The sequence below is a fragment of the Actinomadura rugatobispora genome (assembly GCF_055379765.1).
Genome location: NZ_AP029191.1, coordinates 3,726,376 through 3,745,513, shown reverse-complemented (window position 1 = coordinate 3,745,513; position 19,138 = coordinate 3,726,376). Strand labels below are relative to the sequence as shown.

Sequence of the window (19,138 nt, the reverse complement as noted above, 5' to 3'; positions counted from 1 at the left end):
CGTCCACCAGGTCGGCGCGGTGTCGCCCACGCCACAGAGGCCACTGACAAAGGGACGTTCGCGGGACGCGGGGATGGACTGGGTAGGGGTGTGAGTCGGGGGGTGTTGTATGCCTGAGCGGATCCGGCTTCGGCGGGCCAAGGGGTGGCGGAAGCCTGAGGGGGTGGTGGTCGTCGCTCGGCCTTCGCGGTGGGGGAATCCCTGGAAGATCGGCAAGGGGATGACCCGCGAGGAGTCGCAGCGGCGGTTCGAGGAGTACATGCGGGTGCGGCGCGATCCGCCTGAGGGGTGGGTGGACGAGGTCGGCTATCCCGGCGACGAGGAGATCCGGCGGGAACTGGCGGGGAAGGACCTGGCCTGCTGGTGCCCGTTGCCGGAGAAGGGGCAGCCTGACCTGTGTCACGCGGCGGTGCTGCTGCGGATCGCCTCGGGTGTTTAGGCGGTCGTGGCCGGGACGGGGTCCTGGGCGAGGTGCTCGGCGATGACGGCCAGGTGGGTCCGGTGGGCCTGGGTGTGGCGTTCGCGGCCGGCCTCGGTGATTTTGACGAAGACGCCGCGGCGGTCGTCCTGGCACAGGGTCCGTTCGACCAGGTCGTGCTTCTCCAGGCGGGCGACCGTGCGGGAGAGGGCGCTCTGGCTGAGGTACATGTGGGAGAGCAGGTCCTGCATGCGGCACTTGTCGCAGCCCGCGTCGACCAGCCGGTCGAGGGTCTCGAACTCGCTCATGGTGAGCCCGTGCGCCTCCTGGAGCGCGCGGTCGAGGTGGCACGCGATCTGGTTGTAGCTGGTCAGCAGCCGCCGCCAGCGGCCGACCAGGACGCTTCCGGACTCCATGGCGCGCATCCTAGCATGCGCGCGCATCATATGCATCTGCATTAAATTCCTCGACATCAGATGCATGCGCATGTAATCTTCTGCGCCGTGACCATCACCGACACCTCGACCGTCTCCGCGCCGCCGGCGTCCGCGATCGCCGAGCAGAAGTGGACGCCCCGGCTCTGGGGCGTCCTGGCGGTGCTGTGCGCCGTGCTGTTCCTGGACGGGCTCGACGTCTCCATGGTGGGCGTGGCGCTGCCGTCGATCGGAACCGAGCTCGGCCTGTCGACCACCGCCCTGCAGTGGATCGTGAACGGCTACGTCCTCGGGTACGGCGGGCTGCTGCTCCTGGGCGGCCGCACCGCCGACCTGCTGGGACGGCGCCGCGTCTTCCTGATCGCGCTGGCCGTGTTCGCCGTCGCCTCGCTCGTCGGCGGCCTCGTGGACGACGGCGCGCTGCTCATCGCCACCCGTTTCGTGAAGGGCCTGGCCGCCGCGTTCACGGCCCCGACCGCCATGTCCATCCTGACCACCACCTTCCACGAGGGACCCGCCCGCAACCGGGCGCTGTCGGTCTTCTCGGTGTTCGGCGCCAGCGGCTACTCGTCCGGGCTGATCCTGGGCGGGCTGCTGACCAGCTTCGGCTGGCGCTGGACGTTCCTGACCCCCGTGCCGCTGGCGATCCTGGCGCTGGTCGCCGGCATCGCCCTGATCCCCAAGGACCGCCCGGCCGCCGGCGGCGGACACGACCTGGCCGGCGCGGTCACGCTGACCGGCGGGATGCTGCTGGCCGTCTACACCGTGGTCTCCGCGCCCGAACGCGGCTGGCTGGACCCGCTGACCGTGGGCTCGATCGTGCTCGCCGTGCTGCTGCTGGCCGCGTTCGTGGTCGTCGAGAACAGGGTGGCGCACCCGCTGATCCGGCTGGGCATCCTGCGGATCGGCACGATCGTCCGCGCGAACCTGAGCATCGTCGCGCTGTTCGGGTCGTACCTGAGCTTCCAGTTCATGATGACGCTCTACCTGCAGGACGTGCTGGGCTGGTCGCCGCTGCGGATGGCGCTGGCGCTGCTGCCCGCGGGGCTGCTGGTGGCGGTCGGCTCGCCGTTCGTCGGGCGGCTGATCGACCGGTACGGCACGCCCCGGCTGATCCTGGCCTCGATGACCTCGCTGACCCTCGGGTACGCGTGGTTCCTGGCCACGGCCGGGAACGCGCCGCACTACACGGTCACGATCCTGCCGACGATGCTGCTGCTGGGCGGCGGTTTCGCGTTCGGGTTCAGCTCGATCATGGCCCAGGCCACCGACGGCATCCACGACGACGAGCAGGGGCTGGCGTCCGGCCTGGTCCAGACGTCCGGGCAGGTCGGCGCCGCGCTGGTGCTGGCCGCTGTCACGGCGCTGGTGGCGGGCGGCTCCCACACCGGTACGGCCGCGGCTGACTTCGGCCAGTACCACCCGGGGGTGAACCTCGTCACGGGCGTCGCGGTGGTGGGACTCGCCCTCAATCTCATCCCGTTGGTGCGCCGCTGGACCGTGGGCGCCCTCCCCGGGGGAGGGCGCCCACTCTCCTAAGGTCAGCGCGAGCGCTTCCAGAACGCCCGGCGCTCCGGCTTGGCCTTGTCTTCGACGAATGCCTCCAGGGTCTGGATCGTCCGGTCCCACAGTTCGTCGAACCGGGGGTCGGCCTGGACGGCGAGCTCGATGCCCGGAGACGACGCCAACGCCCTGAGGTCGTTCACCAGGACGGACAGGGGCGTGGTGAGCGCGGCGTCCACACCACTGCTCTGCATCGCCCGGGTGAACGTGTCGAGCGTGGGCAGCACCGAGCCCACAAGGTGGGTCTGACGCAGCTCGCGCGAGTCGGCTGCCATCGCCCGGAGGTCCTGGAGCAGCCTGGCGAACTGCCTGCGCGCCTCAGCCAGGTCGCGTTCGGCAGGGCTCTGGGCGGGCGGGGCCGCGCCTGGACGTCCCCCCGGCCGCTTCCTGGCGGTGCCCCTGGACGGGCCGCCGCCTCCCCTCGCCTGCTCCTCCTGCATCCAGTCCATGGCGGGGGCCGGTGCCGGAGGCGGGCTGCCCTGGAAGGACGGGGCCGGGGGCGGGCCGCCGGGGGCCGCGCCGTAACCCGGCTGGGCCGGGGCGCCGGCCGCCGCCGGAGGCAGAGGTGCGGCTCCGTAGGCCTGGGGGGCGGCCATCCTGGGTGCTGCCGGCGGGCCCCCACCCAGGAAGTCCGGTAGGTCGAGGTCGTCCTCCCAGCCATCGGGCGTCTCCACCGGCTGGACGACCCGATGCGGGTCTCCGCCCTCGGTCACGACCCGGCTGTCCACGGCCACGAACGCGGTGAAGCGGCACAGCACGTTGAAGTGCAGCGAGGTCTCGACGATGCGCGCCTCGAGGGCGCCGGACCCGACGACCGCGTACTTGTCCTCCAGGTCGCGCAGGTGCGCGCGGGCCCAGATCGCGCCTGCCGCCGGGGCCTTGGTCTCCGTGCCGACGGCACGCCGTTCCCAGGCCGTCCCGTCGGGCGTGGTACCGCGCACGACGATGCTCCCGGACGGCGCCCCGCGGAACCGGCCCGAGACGACCAGCGGCACGCCGGGGAACAGCGCCCCGATCCGTTCGGGCGCGGTCGTGTCCGGGAGGATCTGCAGCCCGTCCGTCGCCTCCAGCCGCAGGTCCGTGACCAGCGGGGACCCGATGCGGTGGTGGATCTGCTCCATCGCCTCGTCCAGCCGGTCCTCCGACTCGACCAGCTCGAAGCGGCCCTGCCCGGCCTCGGCCAGCCGTCCCAGGAACCCCGCGTTCACGGCCCGGTCGATGCCGACCGTGTGGACGCGGACGCCGTTCAGCCGCGGGACGAGCCCGGCCAGGATCTGGTCCTCGTTCCCGATCTGCCCGTCGGTGATCAGCACCAGCACCCGGTCGCGCGACGGGTCGGCGAGCAGCCCGCACGCCTCCTCCAGCGGCCGCAGCATCTCGGTGCCGCCGCGGGCGCCCAGCCCGGCCAGGTGCTCCACGGCGCGGAACCGGTTGCGGTCGGTGCCGGGCACCAGCCCGGCGCCGAGGTCCCGGGGGCGCTCGATGGTGTGGTCGAACGACAGCACCGCGAACCGGTCGCCGGCCGTGAACGTGTCGACGATCCGGCCGGCCGCCCGCCGTGCCGCGACCATCTTCCAGCCGCCCATGCTGCCCGAACGGTCGAGCAGCAGCACGATGTCGCGGGGCCGCGGGCGGCTCTCCCCGGAGGGCAGCACCGTCAGCGTGAACGTCCCTTCCTGCTCCGTGGCGGTGTCGGGTGTCAGGGCGAGGACGGGTTCCGAGGAGGACTCCGCGGCGTAGTCCAGGCGCAGGATGAAGTCGCGGTTCAGGCGCTCGCCGGGACGCAGGCTGATCCTCGTACGGTCGCCGGACTCGCTCTCGGCCACCACGTGCAGCGCCGAACGCAGCCGCGTCAGCGCCAGCCCCGCCGGGTCGACGTCCACCGTGATCGACAGCCGTACCGGGAGGGGGAAACCGGGCAGCAGCACCGGCGGGCTGATGCGGGACGCGTCGGGCACCGCGTCGGTGTCGGCCGCGACCCCCGCCCCGGCCTGCTCGCCCTCCAGCGGCGCACCCGGGATGTAGCGGGGCGCCACGACCAGCGGGAAGCGGAACGTGGCCGACCCGCCGGTGTCCGTGCCGCCCCCGGTGCCCGCCCCCGTGGCGGCGCCGGGGGCGGGGGTGTCCACCTCGTACGGCAAGGGCTGGTTCAGCGTCAGCCGGATCGTGACCCGCTCGCCGGGCAGGATGTTGCCGACCCGCATGCTGAAGACGTCGGGACGGTCCTCCTCGGCGATCGCGGCCCGCCGGCCCGAGGCGATGGCGGCGTTGTACTCCTGCCGCGCCTGGCCGCGCTCTTTGAGCACGCCGTCCACCACCCGGTCGGCCGCCTCCATGCGCAGCGCGGTCACGGCGGCCCGGTCGGGCAGCGGGAAGATGTAGGTGGCTTCAAGCGGCACGTCGTAGGGGTTGTGGAAACCCTGGACGACCTCGATCCCGGCGGCCAGGCCGGTGATGGAGGCGTGCACGTCGACGGAGTCGAGGGGCAGGTTGCCGCGGCCGGTCGAGAGCGCGCCCAGCCCGCCGTCGGGGACGGGCGGCGCCGCGGTCTCGGGTAGTGGAGCGATGGGCAGTGTCACTGGGTTCTCCCGGAAGGGTCTGCGGGCCGGTGGTCGGGAAGCGGGGAGGGCCGGTCGATCAGGCCCCGCCGCCGCAGCTCCTCCAGGAGCGGGCGGGCGGCCGTCTCGATCGCGGCGAGATCGTCGTCGTTGAGCGCGGACGGGGCGGGGCCGTCCAGCAGGAGGGTGAGCCCGGTCGCGAGCCGTACGCCCTGGACGAGGGAGACGGTTCGCTCTGCCGCCGCCTCCGGGTCGCCGAGCGCCACGGCCGGTGCGGCGGGGGGCGCGGCGGGCTGGGCCGTCCAGAAGCGCGGCCTGCCGGTGTCCTCGCGACGCTGTGACGGGGCCGGGGCCTCCGTGGACGGGACGGGCCCGCCGCCGTCCGGGCCGGGCGACGGCAGCCGGGCGATCTCGCCGAGCCGGTGGTCGGTCGCCCCGGCGAGCTCGACCTGGATCTCGGCGATGGTGCGGCCCGCGGCCTGGCGGCGCTTGACGGCGACGATCTGGAGGAGATGGCGCGTTCCGTACAGGGCGGTGCGGCCCCGCCGGCCGAGCGGCGGGTCGACCAGCCCGATGGTGGTGTACCAGCGGATCAGCCGCTCGTTCGGCATGTCGCGCACCCGCCCGTTGACCCGCACGGACGCGCCGGCGGTGAGGGCCTCGACGGCCCGCTCCGCCAGTTCCGTGATGGTCCAGGTGCTCTCCATGGTTCCGATAGTGACACTGTCATGATGACAGTGTCAACGTCTCGATCCAGGCGAAGCCGCCCAGCGGCGTTCCGGCGCGGGTGCGTCCGCGTTACCGCGCGGCGGGCTGCGGTCGGGCGAGACGGGGCGGAAAAGCGATACGAGGGAGTATCCGTTCGGCGTAATGCTGATCGCGAGAAGGTGATTGGGCGCGCAAAGGAGGTCATGATTCCGTCAGGGTGCCTTGTGGTTTTCGGAATGACGCCCCGGGGTGGTGGTGGGGCGTGCGAGGGTGGGCGCGCCGGGCGTGCAACGCTGCCGCAACCCCCTGCGTGGTAGGCGCTCCGGGCTGCTGGTGCGACGAGTTGGACATTAGCCTCGTACTCCGACAACTCCGAATATATTGAGCAATCTACTCTGCGTTCGGGGAGCGTCCGGAAATGGCCGTGGCAAAGGGCGGGACCCGGCCAGTTCGATCTTTTGAAATGGCATGTCAAGAGAGCCTCGAGGCTTTATTTTTCTGTCCATGGATGACCGACGACTGGCCGAGGCACTGCGCGCCCGCGATCCGGGCGCGTCGGCCGCCGTCTACGACGCGTACGCCGACCGGCTCTACGCGTACTGCTGGTTCCAGCTGCGCGGGCGCGACGCGGCGCAGGTGGCCCTGCGCGACGCGTTCATCGTGGCCGAGGCGCACGTCGACAAGCTGCGCGACCCCGACCGCTTCGGCCCCTGGCTGTACGCCGTCGCCCGGCTGGAGTGCGGGCGCCGGCTGCCCGGCCGCTTCCACCCGCCGGACCTCCCGGTGGCCAGCCACGACCAGGACGACGTCGACCAGCGGGTGATGGCCTGGCAGGCGGTGCTGGCCCTCGATCCGCTCAGCCGTGAGCTGCTGGAGTTGCTGATCCGGCACCGGCTGTCGGTGCCCGACCTGGCCTTGGTCTTCGACCTGCCGGCGAAGGAGGCGCACGCCGCGCTCGACCGGGCGCACGCCGCGCTCAGGGTGTCGCTGGCCGCGGAGATCCTGGCGCACCAGGGCCCGTACGGCTGCGCCGCGCGCGGCCGGCTGCTGCGCGAGCGGCGCGGCGACCTCGACGCCGGGCTGCGCGAGCGGCTGGTGGAGCACGCCGACGGGTGCGAGGTCTGCGGGGCCTCCCTGCCCCGGACGATCTCGGCCGCCAAGGTCTTCGGCCTGCTGCCGCTGGCCGACCCGCCCGCGGAGCTGCGGCTGCGCGTGATGAGCGGCTTCCTCGACCCGGAGCTGATCGGCTACCGGCTGTTCGTGGCCACCCGGGTGACCGATCTCTCCTCCAGCGGCTTCCCGGTGCAGCCGCGCGGGACGCTGTCACCGTCGGGACGCCCCGCCGGCGGGCACCGCTCCGGCCGCTCCTTCCGCCTCCTCCGGAGGCCACGCCACCGGCCACCGAGAAGCGCCTGGACGCCAGGTCTCGATCCATCGCCGACCGGGATCGGCCCGACGCAAGGTATGCCGCCGTCGTTCGGGATGGGTTCGACGTCAGGCGCGGCCCCGGCATCCGGGATGGGGCCGTCGTCGGGCGGCAGGGCGCGAACGGGTGGTGCCGGGTCTCGGTCCGGGACGCGGGGGGTGCCGCGTGGAGTCCGGCCGGCGGTCCGCCTGCCCGATGACGGGGGGCGCCACCGCGCTGCCGGGAGGCTTGCGGCGGGTGCCGTCACGGCCGCCGTGCTGCTCGGCGGCGGCGCCGCGATCGTGCGGGCGCTGGCGCCGCACGCCGCGCGCCCGGGTGCGGTCAACGCCGGGTCCGGGCCGCAGCGCTCCGTGCCCACGGCCGTCCCGCAGCCTTCCCCGACGCTGCCCAGCAGGGGCGGCGACCACACCGGGGTTCCGGTGTCGGCGACCTTCCCGCTGGGGGCGCTGGCCTCGTCCGCCCCGCCCACGGCGCTGCCGTTCCCGCCCGGAGGCGATCCGGTGCCCGGTGGGGCGGACGGCGGCGCGGGGCAGCCGCCGGGCGGCGGCAACGGCACGCTCGCGGTCGCCCCGCTGTTCCTGGACCTGGCCGACGGCTCGGAGGGCACCGTCCTGCTGCGCGCCGAGGGCGGGCCGGTGAACTGGTCCGTCCAGGGGTGGGGTCCGGTGCGGCCCGCCGCCGCGTCCGGCCGTATAGAGGCGGGGCAGACGTTCAGGCTCGACGTGCACGTGTCGCGTTCGGCGCGCTCGCAGGGGGAGGGAGGGCTGACCTTCCAGCCCGGCGGCACGCAGGTGCGCGTGAGTTGGCGTCCCGGGCCGGACCCCTCGCCCACGCCTTCGCCCACGTCTCCGAGCCCCACTCCCACACGCCCGCCCTCTTCGCCCACGCCGGCGCCCAGTCCGACGGAGCCGTCGCCGGCCTCGCCCGCGGGGCCGCAGCCGTCCAGCCCGTCCTCGCCGCCTCCGCCCGAGCCGGACGACGGTTCGGCGCAGGATGACCCGCCGCCCTCCGGCGGGTGACGGCGGACACCAATGCGACAGAGGTTCACATTGTGTGGTGAGTGAACTACTCTCAGTGTCGATCATGCCCGTGTCGATCACTTGCGGTGGGCGTGAACGCGGTGAGGGGGGACCGTGTTTCTCAACGCGGCGATACTCAACAGGGGCGGGGCGGGCGCAGGAACCGGGATGCGCCTGGCCGTGCTCACGCTGGGCGCGGCGGGTTTCATCGGCCTCACGGCCGTCGCCGCGCCGGCGGCGGTGCGCTCCGATCCCGCGCCCAGCGCCGAGGACGTGGCGCGCGGCCGCGAGCAAGTGCGCGAGCGGGCCGCGAAGGTGGGCCGTACCAAGGCCAGGCTGGCGCAGGCGGGAGGCGAGCTGGAACGGCTCGCCTCGACCGCGGCGCTCGCGGTGGAGCGTTACAACGGCGAGCTGGTCAAGCTCGGACAGGCCCGGCGGGCGCACGCCGAGGCGCAGCACCGGGTGGCCGAGGCGGCCCGGCGCGTCGGCGCCGCCCAGACGGAGCTGGCCGGGTTCGCCGCCGACGCGTACCGGGCCAATACCGGGTTCAGCTCCTGGTCGGCGGTCGTGGCGGGCGAGGGCGGACCGCAGGGCTTCATGGACCGCGCCGGTATCGTCGAGATGCTCGCCAAGCGAAGGGCCGGGGCGTTCCAGCGGGTCGAGGTCGCGCGCAACGTCGCCACCCTCTTCCAGCGGCAGGCGCGGGCCGCCTACGACGAGCAGCACCGCGCCACCGAACGCTCCGACGGGGCCAGGCGCGCGGCCGAATCCGCGGTCGCCCTGCAGCAGACGACGGTCCAGGGGATCGAGGACGAGAAGCGCCGCCTGGAGAAGAGCCTCGGGCGGGCACAGGCGCGTGCGGCCGAGCTGGCCCGCGAACGGCAGGCCGCCCTCGAACGCGCCGAGGAACGCCGCCTACGCGAGGCCCTCAAGGCCAAGACGGAAGGGGACGTCCCCAGCAGCGCCCTCTCCGGTTCGAGCCGAGGGGCGGTCGCCGCACGGGCGGCACTCAGATGGCTGGGCACCCCGTACTCCTGGGGCGGGGGCAACGCGAGCGGCCCCAGCTATGGCATCGCCCACGGATCGCGCATCCACGGGTTCGACTGCTCGGGGCTCGCGCTTTACGCGTGGTCCAGGGCAGGCGTTGAGCTCGACCACTGGACGGGCACGCAATGGACGTCCGGCCCGCGCATTCCCCTCGACCGGCTGCGGAAAGGGGACCTGGTGTTCTTCGCCCACAACACCTCCGACCCCGACACCATCCACCACGTGGGCATCTTCATCGGGGAAGGGCGCATGGTGGAGGCCCCGTACACGGGTGCGAGGGTCCGCGTGTCCAGCATCCACCGCAACGGCCTCATCGGCGCGACCCGCCCGGCGGGCTGAACCTGAACCCGCCAGGGGACAGGCCGAGCCGCGCCGGGGGGGACGGGGCCCGCGCGAAGCAAAACACTTCCGCACGGACCTGAGCCGTGCGGAAGTGTTCCTCGCGCCTCGACCGGACGGCAGGGAGCGGATCGAAGCCGTCGCGGGGGGATGGAGCGCTCCGGCTAGACGGTTGATTCCAAGGGATCGCCTGCGGAAATGGGGCGAGGGTGTCCATGGTCGGTTGTGACCCCAGACCTGAACACCCTCGCCACCGCACTGTATGTGAGGATCGACGACTGGTTGCGGGCTTTCCCGGACCTGGCCCCCTGGCGCCCGGCCACCGGCATCCAGCCCAGGCTCAGTGACGCCGAGCTGGTCACCCTGGCGGTGATGTCGGCGCTGCTGGGCTTCACCTCCGAGCGGCGATGGCTGCGCTACGCCCGCACCGACCTGGCCGTGATGTTCCCCCGCCTGCCCGGGCAGTCCGGCTACAACAAGCGGCTGCGGGCGGCCTCGGTCCTGGTCGTGCACATGATCCAGATGCTGGGCCGGGACACCTCGCTGTGGAGCGATGACGTCTGGGTCGTCGACTCCACCCCGGTCGAGTGCGGCCGCTCCCGCGACACCACCCGGCGCAGCGAGCTGGCCGGATGGGCCGAATACGGCTACTGCGCCTCCCACTCGCGGTTCTTCTGGGGGCTGCGGCTGCATCTGCTGTGCACCCTGGGCGGGCTGCCGGTCGCCTTCGCGCTGACGGGTGCCAAGGCCGACGAGCGCGCCACACTGCTGGACATGCTGGGCGCCGACCCGGACCTGGCCGCCCGCCACCCGGGGCAGACGATCATCGGTGACCGCCACTACTACGGCCGCGCGTTCGAGCACGCTCTCACCGAGGGCGACCTGGTCCTGCTACGGCCCGCCCGCAAGGGCGAGCCCGAACGCCCCACCGTGCATCTGTTCAAGCCGCTGCGGCAGACCATCGAATCGATCAACCAGACCCTCAAGGGCCACCTCGACCTGGAACGTCACGGCGGACGCACCCCGGCCGGCGTCGCCGTCCGCATCGCGGTCCGGGTGCTGGCACTGACCGCAGCGATCTGGCACAACGACCACACCGGCCAACAGGTCAAACGATCACTCACCGCTTTTGATCACTGACCGCACCCAAACCCCTTGGAATCAACCGTCTAGTGGCCGCCCTTCTCGGCGGCGCGCTTGAAGGAACGCTCGATCTCCAGCTCGGCCTCGACGCGTCCCACCCAGCTGGCGCCCTCGACGGACTTGCCGGGCTCCAGGTCCTTGTAGACCTCGAAGAAGTGCTGGATCTCCAGCCGGTCGAACTCCGGCACGTGGTGGATGTCGCGCAGGTGCTCCTGGCGGGGGTCGGTCGCGGGGACGCACAGCACCTTGTCGTCGCCGCCGGCCTCGTCGGTCATCCGGAACATGCCGACCGCGCGGCAGCGGATGAGGCAGCCGGGGAACGTCGGCTCCTGGAGCAGCACCAGGGCGTCGAGGGGGTCGCCGTCCTCGCCGAGGGTGTCCTCGACGAACCCGTAGTCGGCCGGGTACTGGGTCGCGGTGAACAGCATGCGGTCCAGCCGGATCCGGCCGGTCTCGTGGTCCACCTCGTACTTGTTCCGCTGGCCCTTCGGGATCTCAATGGTGACGTCGAAATCCAAGGTGTCCTCCGCTCCCTGCACGGTCGCAGTGAATAGTCTTTCCGGAACCCGCGCGGGCGAGGCCGTCCTCAGGGCCCCGGATGTGGGTGTTCCCTTATACAAGGATGTCGCACGTTGGAGAGTGCTGAGTGGGAGAGGGTGGTCGGTCACGTGCCGAAACAGGCCACCGTCCTGGCTTTGATCACGCTGTCCCTCCTCAATGGTTTCATCGCCTCCGCCGGCGTGGCAGTGGCGAAACTCACACCCGAACGGCGTCTGGCGCCCCGTCCGCCGGCCGTGGCCGAGCGCCTCACGGTCCGTACCGGCGCGGTGCTCCCGGCCGCCGACGAGGCCGCCCGCGTCCCGGACCCGGCCGTCCTGGCGCGGCGGCTGACCCCGCTGCTCGCGGACGCCGGGACCACGATCGGGGCGGTCGTCACCGACGCCGCGACCCGCCGCCCCCTGTTCGCCTCGGACGGGGACCGGCCCGCGACGCCGGCCTCGACCACCAAGCTCGTCACCTCGGTGGCCACGCTGGCCGTGCTCGGCCCCGCGCACCGCATCACCACGCGGACGGTCCGGGGAGGTGACGGCGGGGTGGTGCTGGTCGGCGGCGGGGATCCTACACTGACCGCCCGGTCGCCCCGGACCGGGGCCGGGCCCGCGTACGCCTCGCTGGACGACCTGGCCCGGCAGACGGCCGCCGCGCTCAAGGCCGCGGGCGTCCGGGAGGCGCGCGTCGACTACGACGCGTCCGCCTACGCCGGGCCCCGCACCGCCTCCGGCTGGAAGCCCAACTACCTGCCCGACGGCGAGGTCGCGCCCGTCTCGGCGCTCACCGTGGACCGCGGGCTCGTCGCGCCCGGCGACCCCGGCCGCGACGACCGGGTCGCCGACCCGCCCGCCGCAGCGACGGCCGCGTTCGCGCGCCTGCTGACCCGCGAGGGCGTGACCGCCCGGCCGGGACGCTCCACCACCGCGCCGCGGGGGGCCGCGCAGCTCGGCGCCGTACGGTCCCCGTCCGCCGCCGAGCTCGTCGAGCACCTGATGACCCACAGCGACAACGACGTGGCCGAGGCGATGGCCCGCCAGGTCGCGATCAAGCTGGGCCGCCCGGGGTCGTTCGCCGCCGCCGGGCAGGCCGTGGCCCAGGTCCTGGCCGGGCTCGGGGTGCCCACCGGGATCCTGGTGAACGACGGCAGCGGCCTGTCCACCGGCAACCGGATCACCCCGGCCGCGCTCGCCCAGGTCGTGTCGCTGGCCGCCGCGCCCGGCCACCCGCGGCTGCGCGCCGCGATCACCGGGATGCCCGTCGCGGGGTTCTCCGGCACGCTGGACGCCCCCCGCTACACCCTCCCGGGCAGCCAGGCCGGGGCCGGCGTCGTCCGCGCCAAGACCGGCACGCTCGCCGGGGTCAGCACGCTGGCCGGAGTGGCCCACGACGCCGACGGCCGCACGCTCGCGTTCGCGTTCATGATGGGCGACGGGCGCGGCCCGGTCGACCCCGGCCGGCTGGACCTGCTCGCCGCGGCCGTCGCCGCCTGCGGCTGCCGCTGATCGCTGAACGCGGGGGAACCGGCGCTGAACATGGGAGAAAACGTGTGGCACCGGCCGTACGGGAGATAACCAGAACGGTTGTTCGTTGAACCAGCGAGCAGGGCGCTCCGGCGCCGGATACCCGAACGTACGGTGGAGTACATGAGCGCCTCAATGATCGACTGGCACGTGGCCGTCCAGACCGGCACCCGGCTCCTGCGCCCCGGACCGCAGGTCGGCCATGACGAGGCCCGCGAGGTCGTGGAGCAGCTGCGCGAGCTGTCCAGACTCGCCCAGGGGCACGTTCGAGAGTTCACCGGGATGAGCGCGGAGGAGGATCCGGCGCCGGCGACGATCGTCGACCGGCCGGGCTGGATCCGGGCCAACGTGGACGGCTTCCGGGTCGTCCTCGAACCGCTCATGGAGCAGATGGCCGACCGGCGCGGCACCGGGCTGCTGAGCGGCGGCGCGGGCGGCGTGGTCGTCCAGGCCGTCGGATCCCGCGTCACCGGCATGCAGGTCGGCGCGATCCTGGCGTACATGGCCGGGCGGGTCCTCGGCCAGTACGAGCTGTTCCTGCCGCCCGACCCCGACGGCCGCGCGCCGACCGGCCGGCTCACGCTGGTCGCGCCCAACATCGTCCACGTGGAGCAGGAGCTCGGCGTCGACACCCGCGACTTCCGCCTGTGGGTCTGCCTGCACGAGGAGACCCACCGCGCCCAGTTCACCGGGGTGCCGTGGCTGCGCGAGTACGTCCAGGACCAGATGACGCAGTTCCTGCTGGCCTCCGACCTCGACCCGGGCGCGATGCTCGACCGGATCCGGGACGCCGCCGAGGCGGTCGCCGACGCCGTGCGGGGCGGCGAGGGCAACCTGATCGACGCGATCCAGTCGCCCGAGCAGCGCGAGATCCTCGACCGCCTCACCGCCGTGATGACGCTGGTCGAGGGGCACGGCGACTACGTGATGGACGCGGTCGGCCCCGAGGTCGTGCCGTCGGTGCAGCAGATCCGCTCCCGCTTCCAGGGCCGCCGCGAGGGCGGCTCCAGGCTGGACCGCACGATCCGCCGGCTGCTGGGCATCGACCTGAAGATGAAGCAGTACGCCGAGGGCTCGCGCTTCGTCCGCCGGGTCGTCGGCGAGGTCGGTATGGACGACTTCAACAAGGTCTGGCAGTCTCCGGAGAGCCTCCCCACCCACGCGGAGATCAAGGAGCCCGACCTCTGGATCGACCGAGTGGTGGGCCCCAGGGCCCTGGACACCTCCAAGGCCAACGGCGCCTGACCCCCAACCCCCCACCAATGGGGGGCAAGGGGGCAAAGCCCCCAGGAATCCGGGGGGCTAGGGGCGGCGAAGCCCCCCAGCGGGGGGTGCGGGGGGCGGAGCCCCCTGCCAAGGGCCGGGTGCACCCGTAGGGAGCGCCAGCGACCGGAGGGGGTGCGCGGCCCGGCCGTGGGGGTCTGGGGGGTCGCCCCCCAGAAGACAGGGAGTTGCTTTGGGGCCTGACCCGGCTGTCGCGGCTGTGCGGGTGGCGGTTCGGCGGGTGCTCGCCGACGTGCCCCCTGGGGCGATGGTCGTTGTGGCGTGCAGTGGTGGCGCGGATTCGCTGGCTCTGGCGGGGGCGCTGGCGTTCGAGGCTCCCCGGTGCAGGCCGGAGGGGCGTCCGGCCGGGGCCGTGACGGTCGATCACGGGCTGCAGACGGGGTCGGAGGAGCGTGCCGCGTCGCTTGTGCGGACGCTGGCCGATCTCGGCCTTGACCCGGCGGGGTCCGTCGCGGTGGTCGTCGGGCAGGACGGCGGGCCGGAGAACGCGGCGCGTGAGGCGCGGTACGCGGCTCTGGACGAGGCGGCGGCGCGTTTGAAAGCGGCCGCGGTGCTGTTGGGGCATACCCGTGACGACCAGGCCGAGACGGTGTTGATGGGGTTGGCCAGGGGGTCGGGGGCGCGTTCCGTCGCCGGTATGCCGCCCTCGTTCGTGCGGCGGGCCGCCAAGGACGGTTCGGAGGTTCTCTACCTGCGGCCCTTCCTCGACCTGGATCGGGCGACGATCCGGCGTGCCTGTGAGGCGATGGGGTTGGTCCCCTGGGACGACCCCCACAATGTCGATCCTTCCTACACGCGTGTGCGCGTACGGCATGAGGCGCTGCCCGCGCTGGAGAAGGCTCTCGGTCCCGGGATCGCGGAGGCGCTGGCCCGTACCGGGAAGATGCTCCGCGACGACGCCGACGCCCTGGACGAGATGGCCGCCCGCTGCCTCACCCAGGCGCTCTCGCCCCCGGAGCAGGCGGAGAGCCCGGAAGAGGGGCTCTGGCTGGACGTGGAGCGGTTGGCGGGCCTGCCGCGGGCGGTCCGGTCGCGGGTGCTGAGGATGGCGGCGATCCGGTCGGGGAGCCCACCGGGTAGCCTCGCGGCCGTCCATGTCGACGAAGTGGATCGGCTGGTCACGGCGTGGCGCGGGCAGCGGCACGTCGATCTCCCGGGGGGCGTTCGCGCGTTCCGGCGGTATGGCAGGCTGCTCTTCGGCCCGTCCTGATGCCCTGCCGCCGTCAGGGGGACGGCCGCGTCACTTGAGGGCTACGAGGGTGGGGTTTGTGGACGAGAAGGACCTGGGCGCCGACCTGGCGAAGGTGCTGATCCCGGAGGACCGGCTGCGGGCGAAGGTGCGCGAGCTGGCCGAGCAGATCGACGCCGACTACGCGGGCCGGGACCTGCTGCTGGTCGGGGTGCTCAAGGGCGCCGTCATGATCATGGCGGATCTGGCCCGGGAGCTGCACACTCCGGCGTCGATGGACTGGATGGCGGTGTCCTCGTACGGGTCGGGCACCAAGTCCTCGGGCGTGGTCCGGATCCTCAAGGACCTCGACACCGACATCCTGGACCGGCACGTCCTGATCGTCGAGGACATCATCGACTCGGGTCTCACGCTGTCGTGGCTGGTGAGCAATCTGCGGTCGCGGAATCCGGCGTCGCTGGAGATCTGCGCGCTGCTGCGGAAGCCGGAAGCGGTCAGGACCGAGATCGAGTGCCGCTATCTCGGTTTCGACATCCCGAACGAGTTCGTCGTCGGATACGGGCTGGACTACGCGGAGCGGTACCGGAACCTGCCGTTCGTGGGCACGCTCGCCCCGCACGTGTACGGCGGCGACGGCTCCTGATCCTGCGGCGGCCACCGCCGGAGGCATCCGCTCCCACCACGTTCGCTCCCGCCGCCGCGCCTGCTCCCTCCGCAGGCCGGGCGGCTTACGCCTTGGGCGGAACGCCCGTCCGGGAGGGCGTTCCCGGCGGCGGATCCCCGCCGCGGAACGGGATCGCGGGCGGCCGGATCTGACAGCGCGGCGGGACGTCGCCTACCGTGGACCGATGTCCTCCGGCGGATGTCCATTAGCGGGTTCCGGCGCCGTTTGGCAAGTGGCCGGGCGCGCTGATGTGACGCGCAGGGAACAAGGGGACGTACCGGATCGTTGCAAGGGGCGTCGGCGGGTATGTCGTACTCCGGTGTACCGTCGATATCCGGGCTTCGTGTCGGGTAGCCATGAAGGAGGCCGTCGCGGTGGCCGGAGCGCCCGGCGCAGAGCCCGCGGTGCAAGGACCCGGTTCACAGTGGCGCGCGTCCCATGGGGACGGGCGATCTCGCAAGGTCAGGAGGGACGGGCCCCGAAGGGGTAACCGGATAAATGGACGTGAAGCGCTATTTTCGCGGGCCGCTGCTGTGGATCCTGCTGTTCGGCCTCTTGGTCGCCCTCATCATGTGGGGCGTCAACCCCGGTCGTTCCTACGAGAAGACCGACACCTCCACGGTGGTCCGGGAGATCGCCAGTGGGCAGGTGAAGTCCGCCAAGATCATTGACAAGGATCAGCGGATCGAGGTCACGCTCAACAACGGCAAGCAGCAGCAGGCGTCCTGGGTGGACGGCCAGGGCCTCCGGCTCCAGGACCAGCTCCAGCAGCAGGCGAACAACGGCAAGCTGCCCGGCGGTTACAACGTCGAGGTGCCCAAGCAGAGCGTCTTCCTGAATCTGCTGTTCAGCCTGCTTCCCATCGTCGTCATCGTGCTGATCTTCCTGTTCATCATGAACCAGATGCAGGGCGGCGGTTCACGGGTGATGAACTTCGGGAAGTCCAAGGCCAAGCTGATCACCAAGGACACGCCGAAGACCACCTTCGCCGACGTGGCCGGGGCCGACGAGGCCCTGGAGGAACTGGAAGAGATCAAGGACTTCCTGCAGAACCCGGCGAAGTTCCAGTCGATCGGCGCCAAGATCCCCAAGGGCGTGCTGCTGTACGGCCCGCCCGGCACCGGTAAGACGCTGCTGGCCCGCGCCGTGGCCGGCGAGGCCGGGGTGCCGTTCTACTCGATCTCCGGTTCGGACTTCGTCGAGATGTTCGTCGGTGTGGGCGCGTCCCGCGTCCGCGACCTGTTCGAGCAGGCCAAGGCCAACGCCCCCTCGATCATCTTCATCGACGAGATCGACGCCGTGGGCCGGCACCGCGGCGCCGGGCTCGGCGGCGGCCACGACGAGCGCGAGCAGACCCTCAACCAGCTGCTGGTCGAGATGGACGGCTTCGACGTCAAGGGCGGCGTGATCCTGATCGCGGCGACCAACCGTCCCGACATCCTCGACCCGGCGCTGCTGCGTCCGGGCCGGTTCGACCGGCAGGTCACCGTCGACCGTCCGGACCTGGAGGGCCGCAAGGGCATCCTGCGGGTGCACGGCCGCGGCAAGCCGTTCGCGCCGGACGTCGACCTGGACGTCATCGCGCGCCGCACCCCCGGGTTCACCGGCGCCGACCTGGCCAACGTGATCAACGAGGCGGCGCTGCTGACCGCCCGCTTCGACCGCAAGCTGATCGACATGGACACCCTGGAGGAGTCCATCGACCGGGTCATGGCGGGTCCGGAGCGCAAGACCCGGGTGATGTCCGAGAAGGAAAAGAAGATCATCGCCTACCACGAGGGCGGGCACGCGCTGGTGGCGCACGCGCTGCCGAACTCCGACCCCGTGCACAAGGTGACGATCCTGCCGCGCGGGCGGGCTCTCGGGTACACGATGACCCTGCCGATGGAGGACAAGTTCCTCACCACGCGGTCGGAGATGAACGACCAGCTGGCGATGCTGCTGGGCGGCCGTACCGCCGAGGAGCTGGTGTTCCACGAGCCGACCACCGGCGCGGCCAACGACATCGAGAAGGCGACCTCGATCGCCCGCAACATGGTCACCGAGTACGGGATGAGCGAGCGCCTGGGCGCCCGCAAGTTCGGCACCGGTCAGGGTGAGGTCTTCCTCGGCCGTGACGTGGGCCACGAGCGGGACTACTCCGAGGACATCGCCTCCGCGATCGACGACGAGGTGCGGCGCTACATCGAGGGCGCCCACGACACCGCGTGGGAGATCCTGGTCGAGTACCGCGAGGTCCTGGACGACCTGGTGCTGCAGCTCATGGAGAAGGAGACCCTTTCCAAGGACCAGGTGCTGGAGATCTTCGCGCCGATCAGCAAGCGTCCCCAGCAGAACTCCTACACGGGCTACGGCAAGCGGCTGCCGTCCGACCGGCCGCCGGTGCTGACGCCCAAGGAGCTGGCACTGATGGGGCCGCAGGACGTCGCCGACCTGACCAAGAACAACGGCCAGGGCGCGACCGCGGCGGAGCGGGCCGGCGACCCGGCCCACGGCGAGAGCTGATCGAGTTGGCGATCCAGTACGACGACGAGCCTCTGAGGGAGGACCCGCCCGGGTTCGACCACGCCCGGATCGAGCGGGCGGTGCGCGAGATCCTGTTCGCGATCGGGGAGGACCCCGATCGCGACGGGCTCCGCGACACCCCCGCTCGGGTGGCCCGTGCCTACGCCGAGCAGTTCGCCGGTCTGCGGCAGGTTCCCGAGGACGCCCTGAACAAGGTCTTCGAGGCCGACCACGACGAGATGGTCCTGGTCAAGGACATCGAGGTCTACTCCACCTGCGAGCATCACCTGGTGCCGTTCCACGGGCTGGCGCACGTGGGGTACACGCCCAACAAGAAGGGGCAGATCACCGGGCTGTCGAAGCTGGCCCGGCTGGTCGACGTGTACGCGCGGCGGCCGCAGGTGCAGGAGCGGCTGACCAGCCAGGTCGCGGACGCGGTGATGAACATCCTGGAGCCGCGGGGGGTGATCGTGGTGGTGGAGGCCGAGCACCTGTGCATGACCATGCGCGGGGTGCGCAAGCCGGGCGCCAAGACGGTCACCTCGGCGGTCCGGGGTGATTTCCGCGACCATCCCGAGACCCGGGCCGAGGCGATGGGTCTCATCCTGGGCCGGCACTGACCCTTTCTGGACCGCGCCATTCCTGTTGCGTCCGGGCCGCTTTCGGTGGCCCGGACGCATCCTTTTTCCGGCGTTCCGAGCGTGCCCGCAGGCCGTGGCGGCAAGGGTTCCGGGTGTGATCAAGGGCGCGGGCCCGGGGCGTGGCGCGG

At 72.3% G+C, this 19,138-nt stretch carries 15 protein-coding genes; 11 read left to right on the top strand and 4 right to left on the bottom strand.

Annotated elements, in window-relative coordinates; translation table 11 throughout:
- Window positions 1-109: 109 nt before the first annotated feature.
- A complete protein-coding gene (locus ACZ466_RS16020) occupies window positions 110-439 on the top strand; it encodes a DUF4326 domain-containing protein (protein WP_378286368.1) in 330 nt (109 codons plus the stop codon).
- Here ACZ466_RS16020 and ACZ466_RS16015 read toward each other — a convergent pair.
- Window positions 436-834 carry a MarR family winged helix-turn-helix transcriptional regulator gene (locus tag ACZ466_RS16015; protein WP_378286367.1) on the bottom strand — a complete coding sequence of 133 codons (399 nt, stop codon included), beginning with the start codon at window positions 832-834 and terminating at the stop codon, window positions 436-438. The genes ACZ466_RS16020 and ACZ466_RS16015 overlap by 4 nt on opposite strands.
- 60 nt (window positions 835-894) lie before the next feature.
- Here ACZ466_RS16015 and ACZ466_RS16010 point away from each other — a divergent pair, with 60 nt between their 5' ends.
- A complete protein-coding gene (locus tag ACZ466_RS16010) occupies window positions 895-2,391 on the top strand; it encodes an MFS transporter (RefSeq protein WP_464043793.1) in 1,497 nt (498 codons plus the stop codon).
- Window positions 2,392-2,393: 2 nt separating this feature from the next.
- Here ACZ466_RS16010 and ACZ466_RS16005 read toward each other — a convergent pair whose 3' ends face one another.
- Together ACZ466_RS16005 and ACZ466_RS16000 are read right to left on the bottom strand one after the other, a co-directional pair.
- Window positions 2,394-4,994, bottom strand: a complete 2,601-nt coding sequence (locus tag ACZ466_RS16005) for a VIT domain-containing protein (RefSeq protein ID WP_378286365.1) — start codon at window positions 4,992-4,994, stop codon at window positions 2,394-2,396.
- Window positions 4,991-5,680 carry a MerR family transcriptional regulator gene (locus ACZ466_RS16000; protein WP_378286363.1) on the bottom strand — a complete coding sequence of 230 codons (690 nt, stop codon included), beginning with the start codon at window positions 5,678-5,680 and terminating at the stop codon, window positions 4,991-4,993. Before ACZ466_RS16000 ends, ACZ466_RS16005 begins: the two co-directional genes overlap by 4 nt.
- A gap of 505 nt (window positions 5,681-6,185) precedes the next feature.
- Here ACZ466_RS16000 and ACZ466_RS15995 point away from each other — a divergent pair.
- The 3 genes from ACZ466_RS15995 (at window position 6,186) to ACZ466_RS15985 (ending at window position 10,652) form a co-directional block, all read left to right on the top strand.
- Entirely contained in the window at window positions 6,186-8,126 is a 1,941-nt protein-coding gene (locus tag ACZ466_RS15995; protein ID WP_378286362.1) for an RNA polymerase sigma factor, read from the top strand.
- A 168-nt stretch (window positions 8,127-8,294) separates the two neighbouring features.
- On the top strand, window positions 8,295-9,512 hold the full coding sequence (locus ACZ466_RS15990; protein ID WP_378286361.1) for an NlpC/P60 family protein: 1,218 nt from the start codon (window positions 8,295-8,297) through the stop codon (window positions 9,510-9,512).
- A 225-nt stretch (window positions 9,513-9,737) separates the two neighbouring features.
- Complete coding sequence (locus tag ACZ466_RS15985; RefSeq protein WP_378293641.1) at window positions 9,738-10,652, top strand: IS982 family transposase; 915 nt, start codon at window positions 9,738-9,740, stop codon at window positions 10,650-10,652.
- 29 nt (window positions 10,653-10,681) lie between these two features.
- Here the strand turns inward: ACZ466_RS15985 and ACZ466_RS15980 are convergent, their stop codons facing one another.
- Entirely contained in the window at window positions 10,682-11,173 is a 492-nt protein-coding gene (locus tag ACZ466_RS15980; protein WP_378292905.1) for an inorganic diphosphatase, read from the bottom strand.
- Between the two features lie 114 nt (window positions 11,174-11,287).
- Here ACZ466_RS15980 and dacB point away from each other — a divergent pair, with 114 nt between their 5' ends.
- The 6 genes from dacB to folE all read left to right on the top strand — a co-directional run bounded on the left by dacB (window position 11,288) and on the right by folE (window position 18,989).
- A complete protein-coding gene (gene dacB / locus ACZ466_RS15975) occupies window positions 11,288-12,709 on the top strand; it encodes a D-alanyl-D-alanine carboxypeptidase/D-alanyl-D-alanine endopeptidase (RefSeq protein ID WP_464043790.1) in 1,422 nt (473 codons plus the stop codon).
- Window positions 12,710-12,862: 153 nt separating this feature from the next.
- Complete coding sequence (locus ACZ466_RS15970) at window positions 12,863-13,972, top strand: zinc-dependent metalloprotease (RefSeq protein ID WP_378292903.1); 1,110 nt, start codon at window positions 12,863-12,865, stop codon at window positions 13,970-13,972.
- A gap of 211 nt (window positions 13,973-14,183) precedes the next feature.
- Window positions 14,184-15,221 carry a tRNA lysidine(34) synthetase TilS gene (gene tilS, locus ACZ466_RS15965; RefSeq protein ID WP_378292897.1) on the top strand — a complete coding sequence of 346 codons (1,038 nt, stop codon included), beginning with the start codon at window positions 14,184-14,186 and terminating at the stop codon, window positions 15,219-15,221.
- Between the two features lie 58 nt (window positions 15,222-15,279).
- The gene (gene hpt, locus ACZ466_RS15960) at window positions 15,280-15,843 is read left to right on the top strand and encodes a hypoxanthine phosphoribosyltransferase (RefSeq protein WP_378292895.1); all 564 of its coding nucleotides are present in this window, start codon (window positions 15,280-15,282) and stop codon (window positions 15,841-15,843) included.
- A 519-nt stretch (window positions 15,844-16,362) separates the two neighbouring features.
- Window positions 16,363-18,369: an ATP-dependent zinc metalloprotease FtsH gene (gene ftsH / locus ACZ466_RS15955; protein ID WP_378292893.1), complete on the top strand. Its 2,007-nt coding sequence runs from the start codon at window positions 16,363-16,365 to the stop codon at window positions 18,367-18,369.
- A gap of 5 nt (window positions 18,370-18,374) precedes the next feature.
- The gene (gene folE / locus ACZ466_RS15950; RefSeq protein WP_378292891.1) at window positions 18,375-18,989 is read left to right on the top strand and encodes a GTP cyclohydrolase I FolE; all 615 of its coding nucleotides are present in this window, start codon (window positions 18,375-18,377) and stop codon (window positions 18,987-18,989) included.
- The last annotated feature ends 149 nt before the right edge of the window (window positions 18,990-19,138 follow it).

Excerpts from the sequence above, each read along its gene's own strand:
- ftsH (WP_378292893.1), top strand. The coding sequence starts at position 16,363 with ATGGACGTGAAGCGCTATTTTCGCGGGCCGCTGCTGTGGATCCTGCTG.
- ACZ466_RS15995 (WP_378286362.1), top strand. The coding sequence starts at position 6,186 with ATGGATGACCGACGACTGGCCGAGGCACTGCGCGCCCGCGATCCGGGC.
- ACZ466_RS16000 (WP_378286363.1), bottom strand. The coding sequence starts at position 5,680 with ATGGAGAGCACCTGGACCATCACGGAACTGGCGGAGCGGGCCGTCGAG.
- ACZ466_RS15990 (WP_378286361.1), top strand. The coding sequence starts at position 8,295 with ATGCGCCTGGCCGTGCTCACGCTGGGCGCGGCGGGTTTCATCGGCCTC.
- ACZ466_RS16010 (WP_464043793.1), top strand. The coding sequence starts at position 895 with ATGCATGCGCATGTAATCTTCTGCGCCGTGACCATCACCGACACCTCG.
- ACZ466_RS16020 (WP_378286368.1), top strand. The coding sequence starts at position 110 with ATGCCTGAGCGGATCCGGCTTCGGCGGGCCAAGGGGTGGCGGAAGCCT.
- ACZ466_RS15970 (WP_378292903.1), top strand. The coding sequence starts at position 12,863 with ATGATCGACTGGCACGTGGCCGTCCAGACCGGCACCCGGCTCCTGCGC.
- ACZ466_RS16015 (WP_378286367.1), bottom strand. The coding sequence starts at position 834 with ATGGAGTCCGGAAGCGTCCTGGTCGGCCGCTGGCGGCGGCTGCTGACC.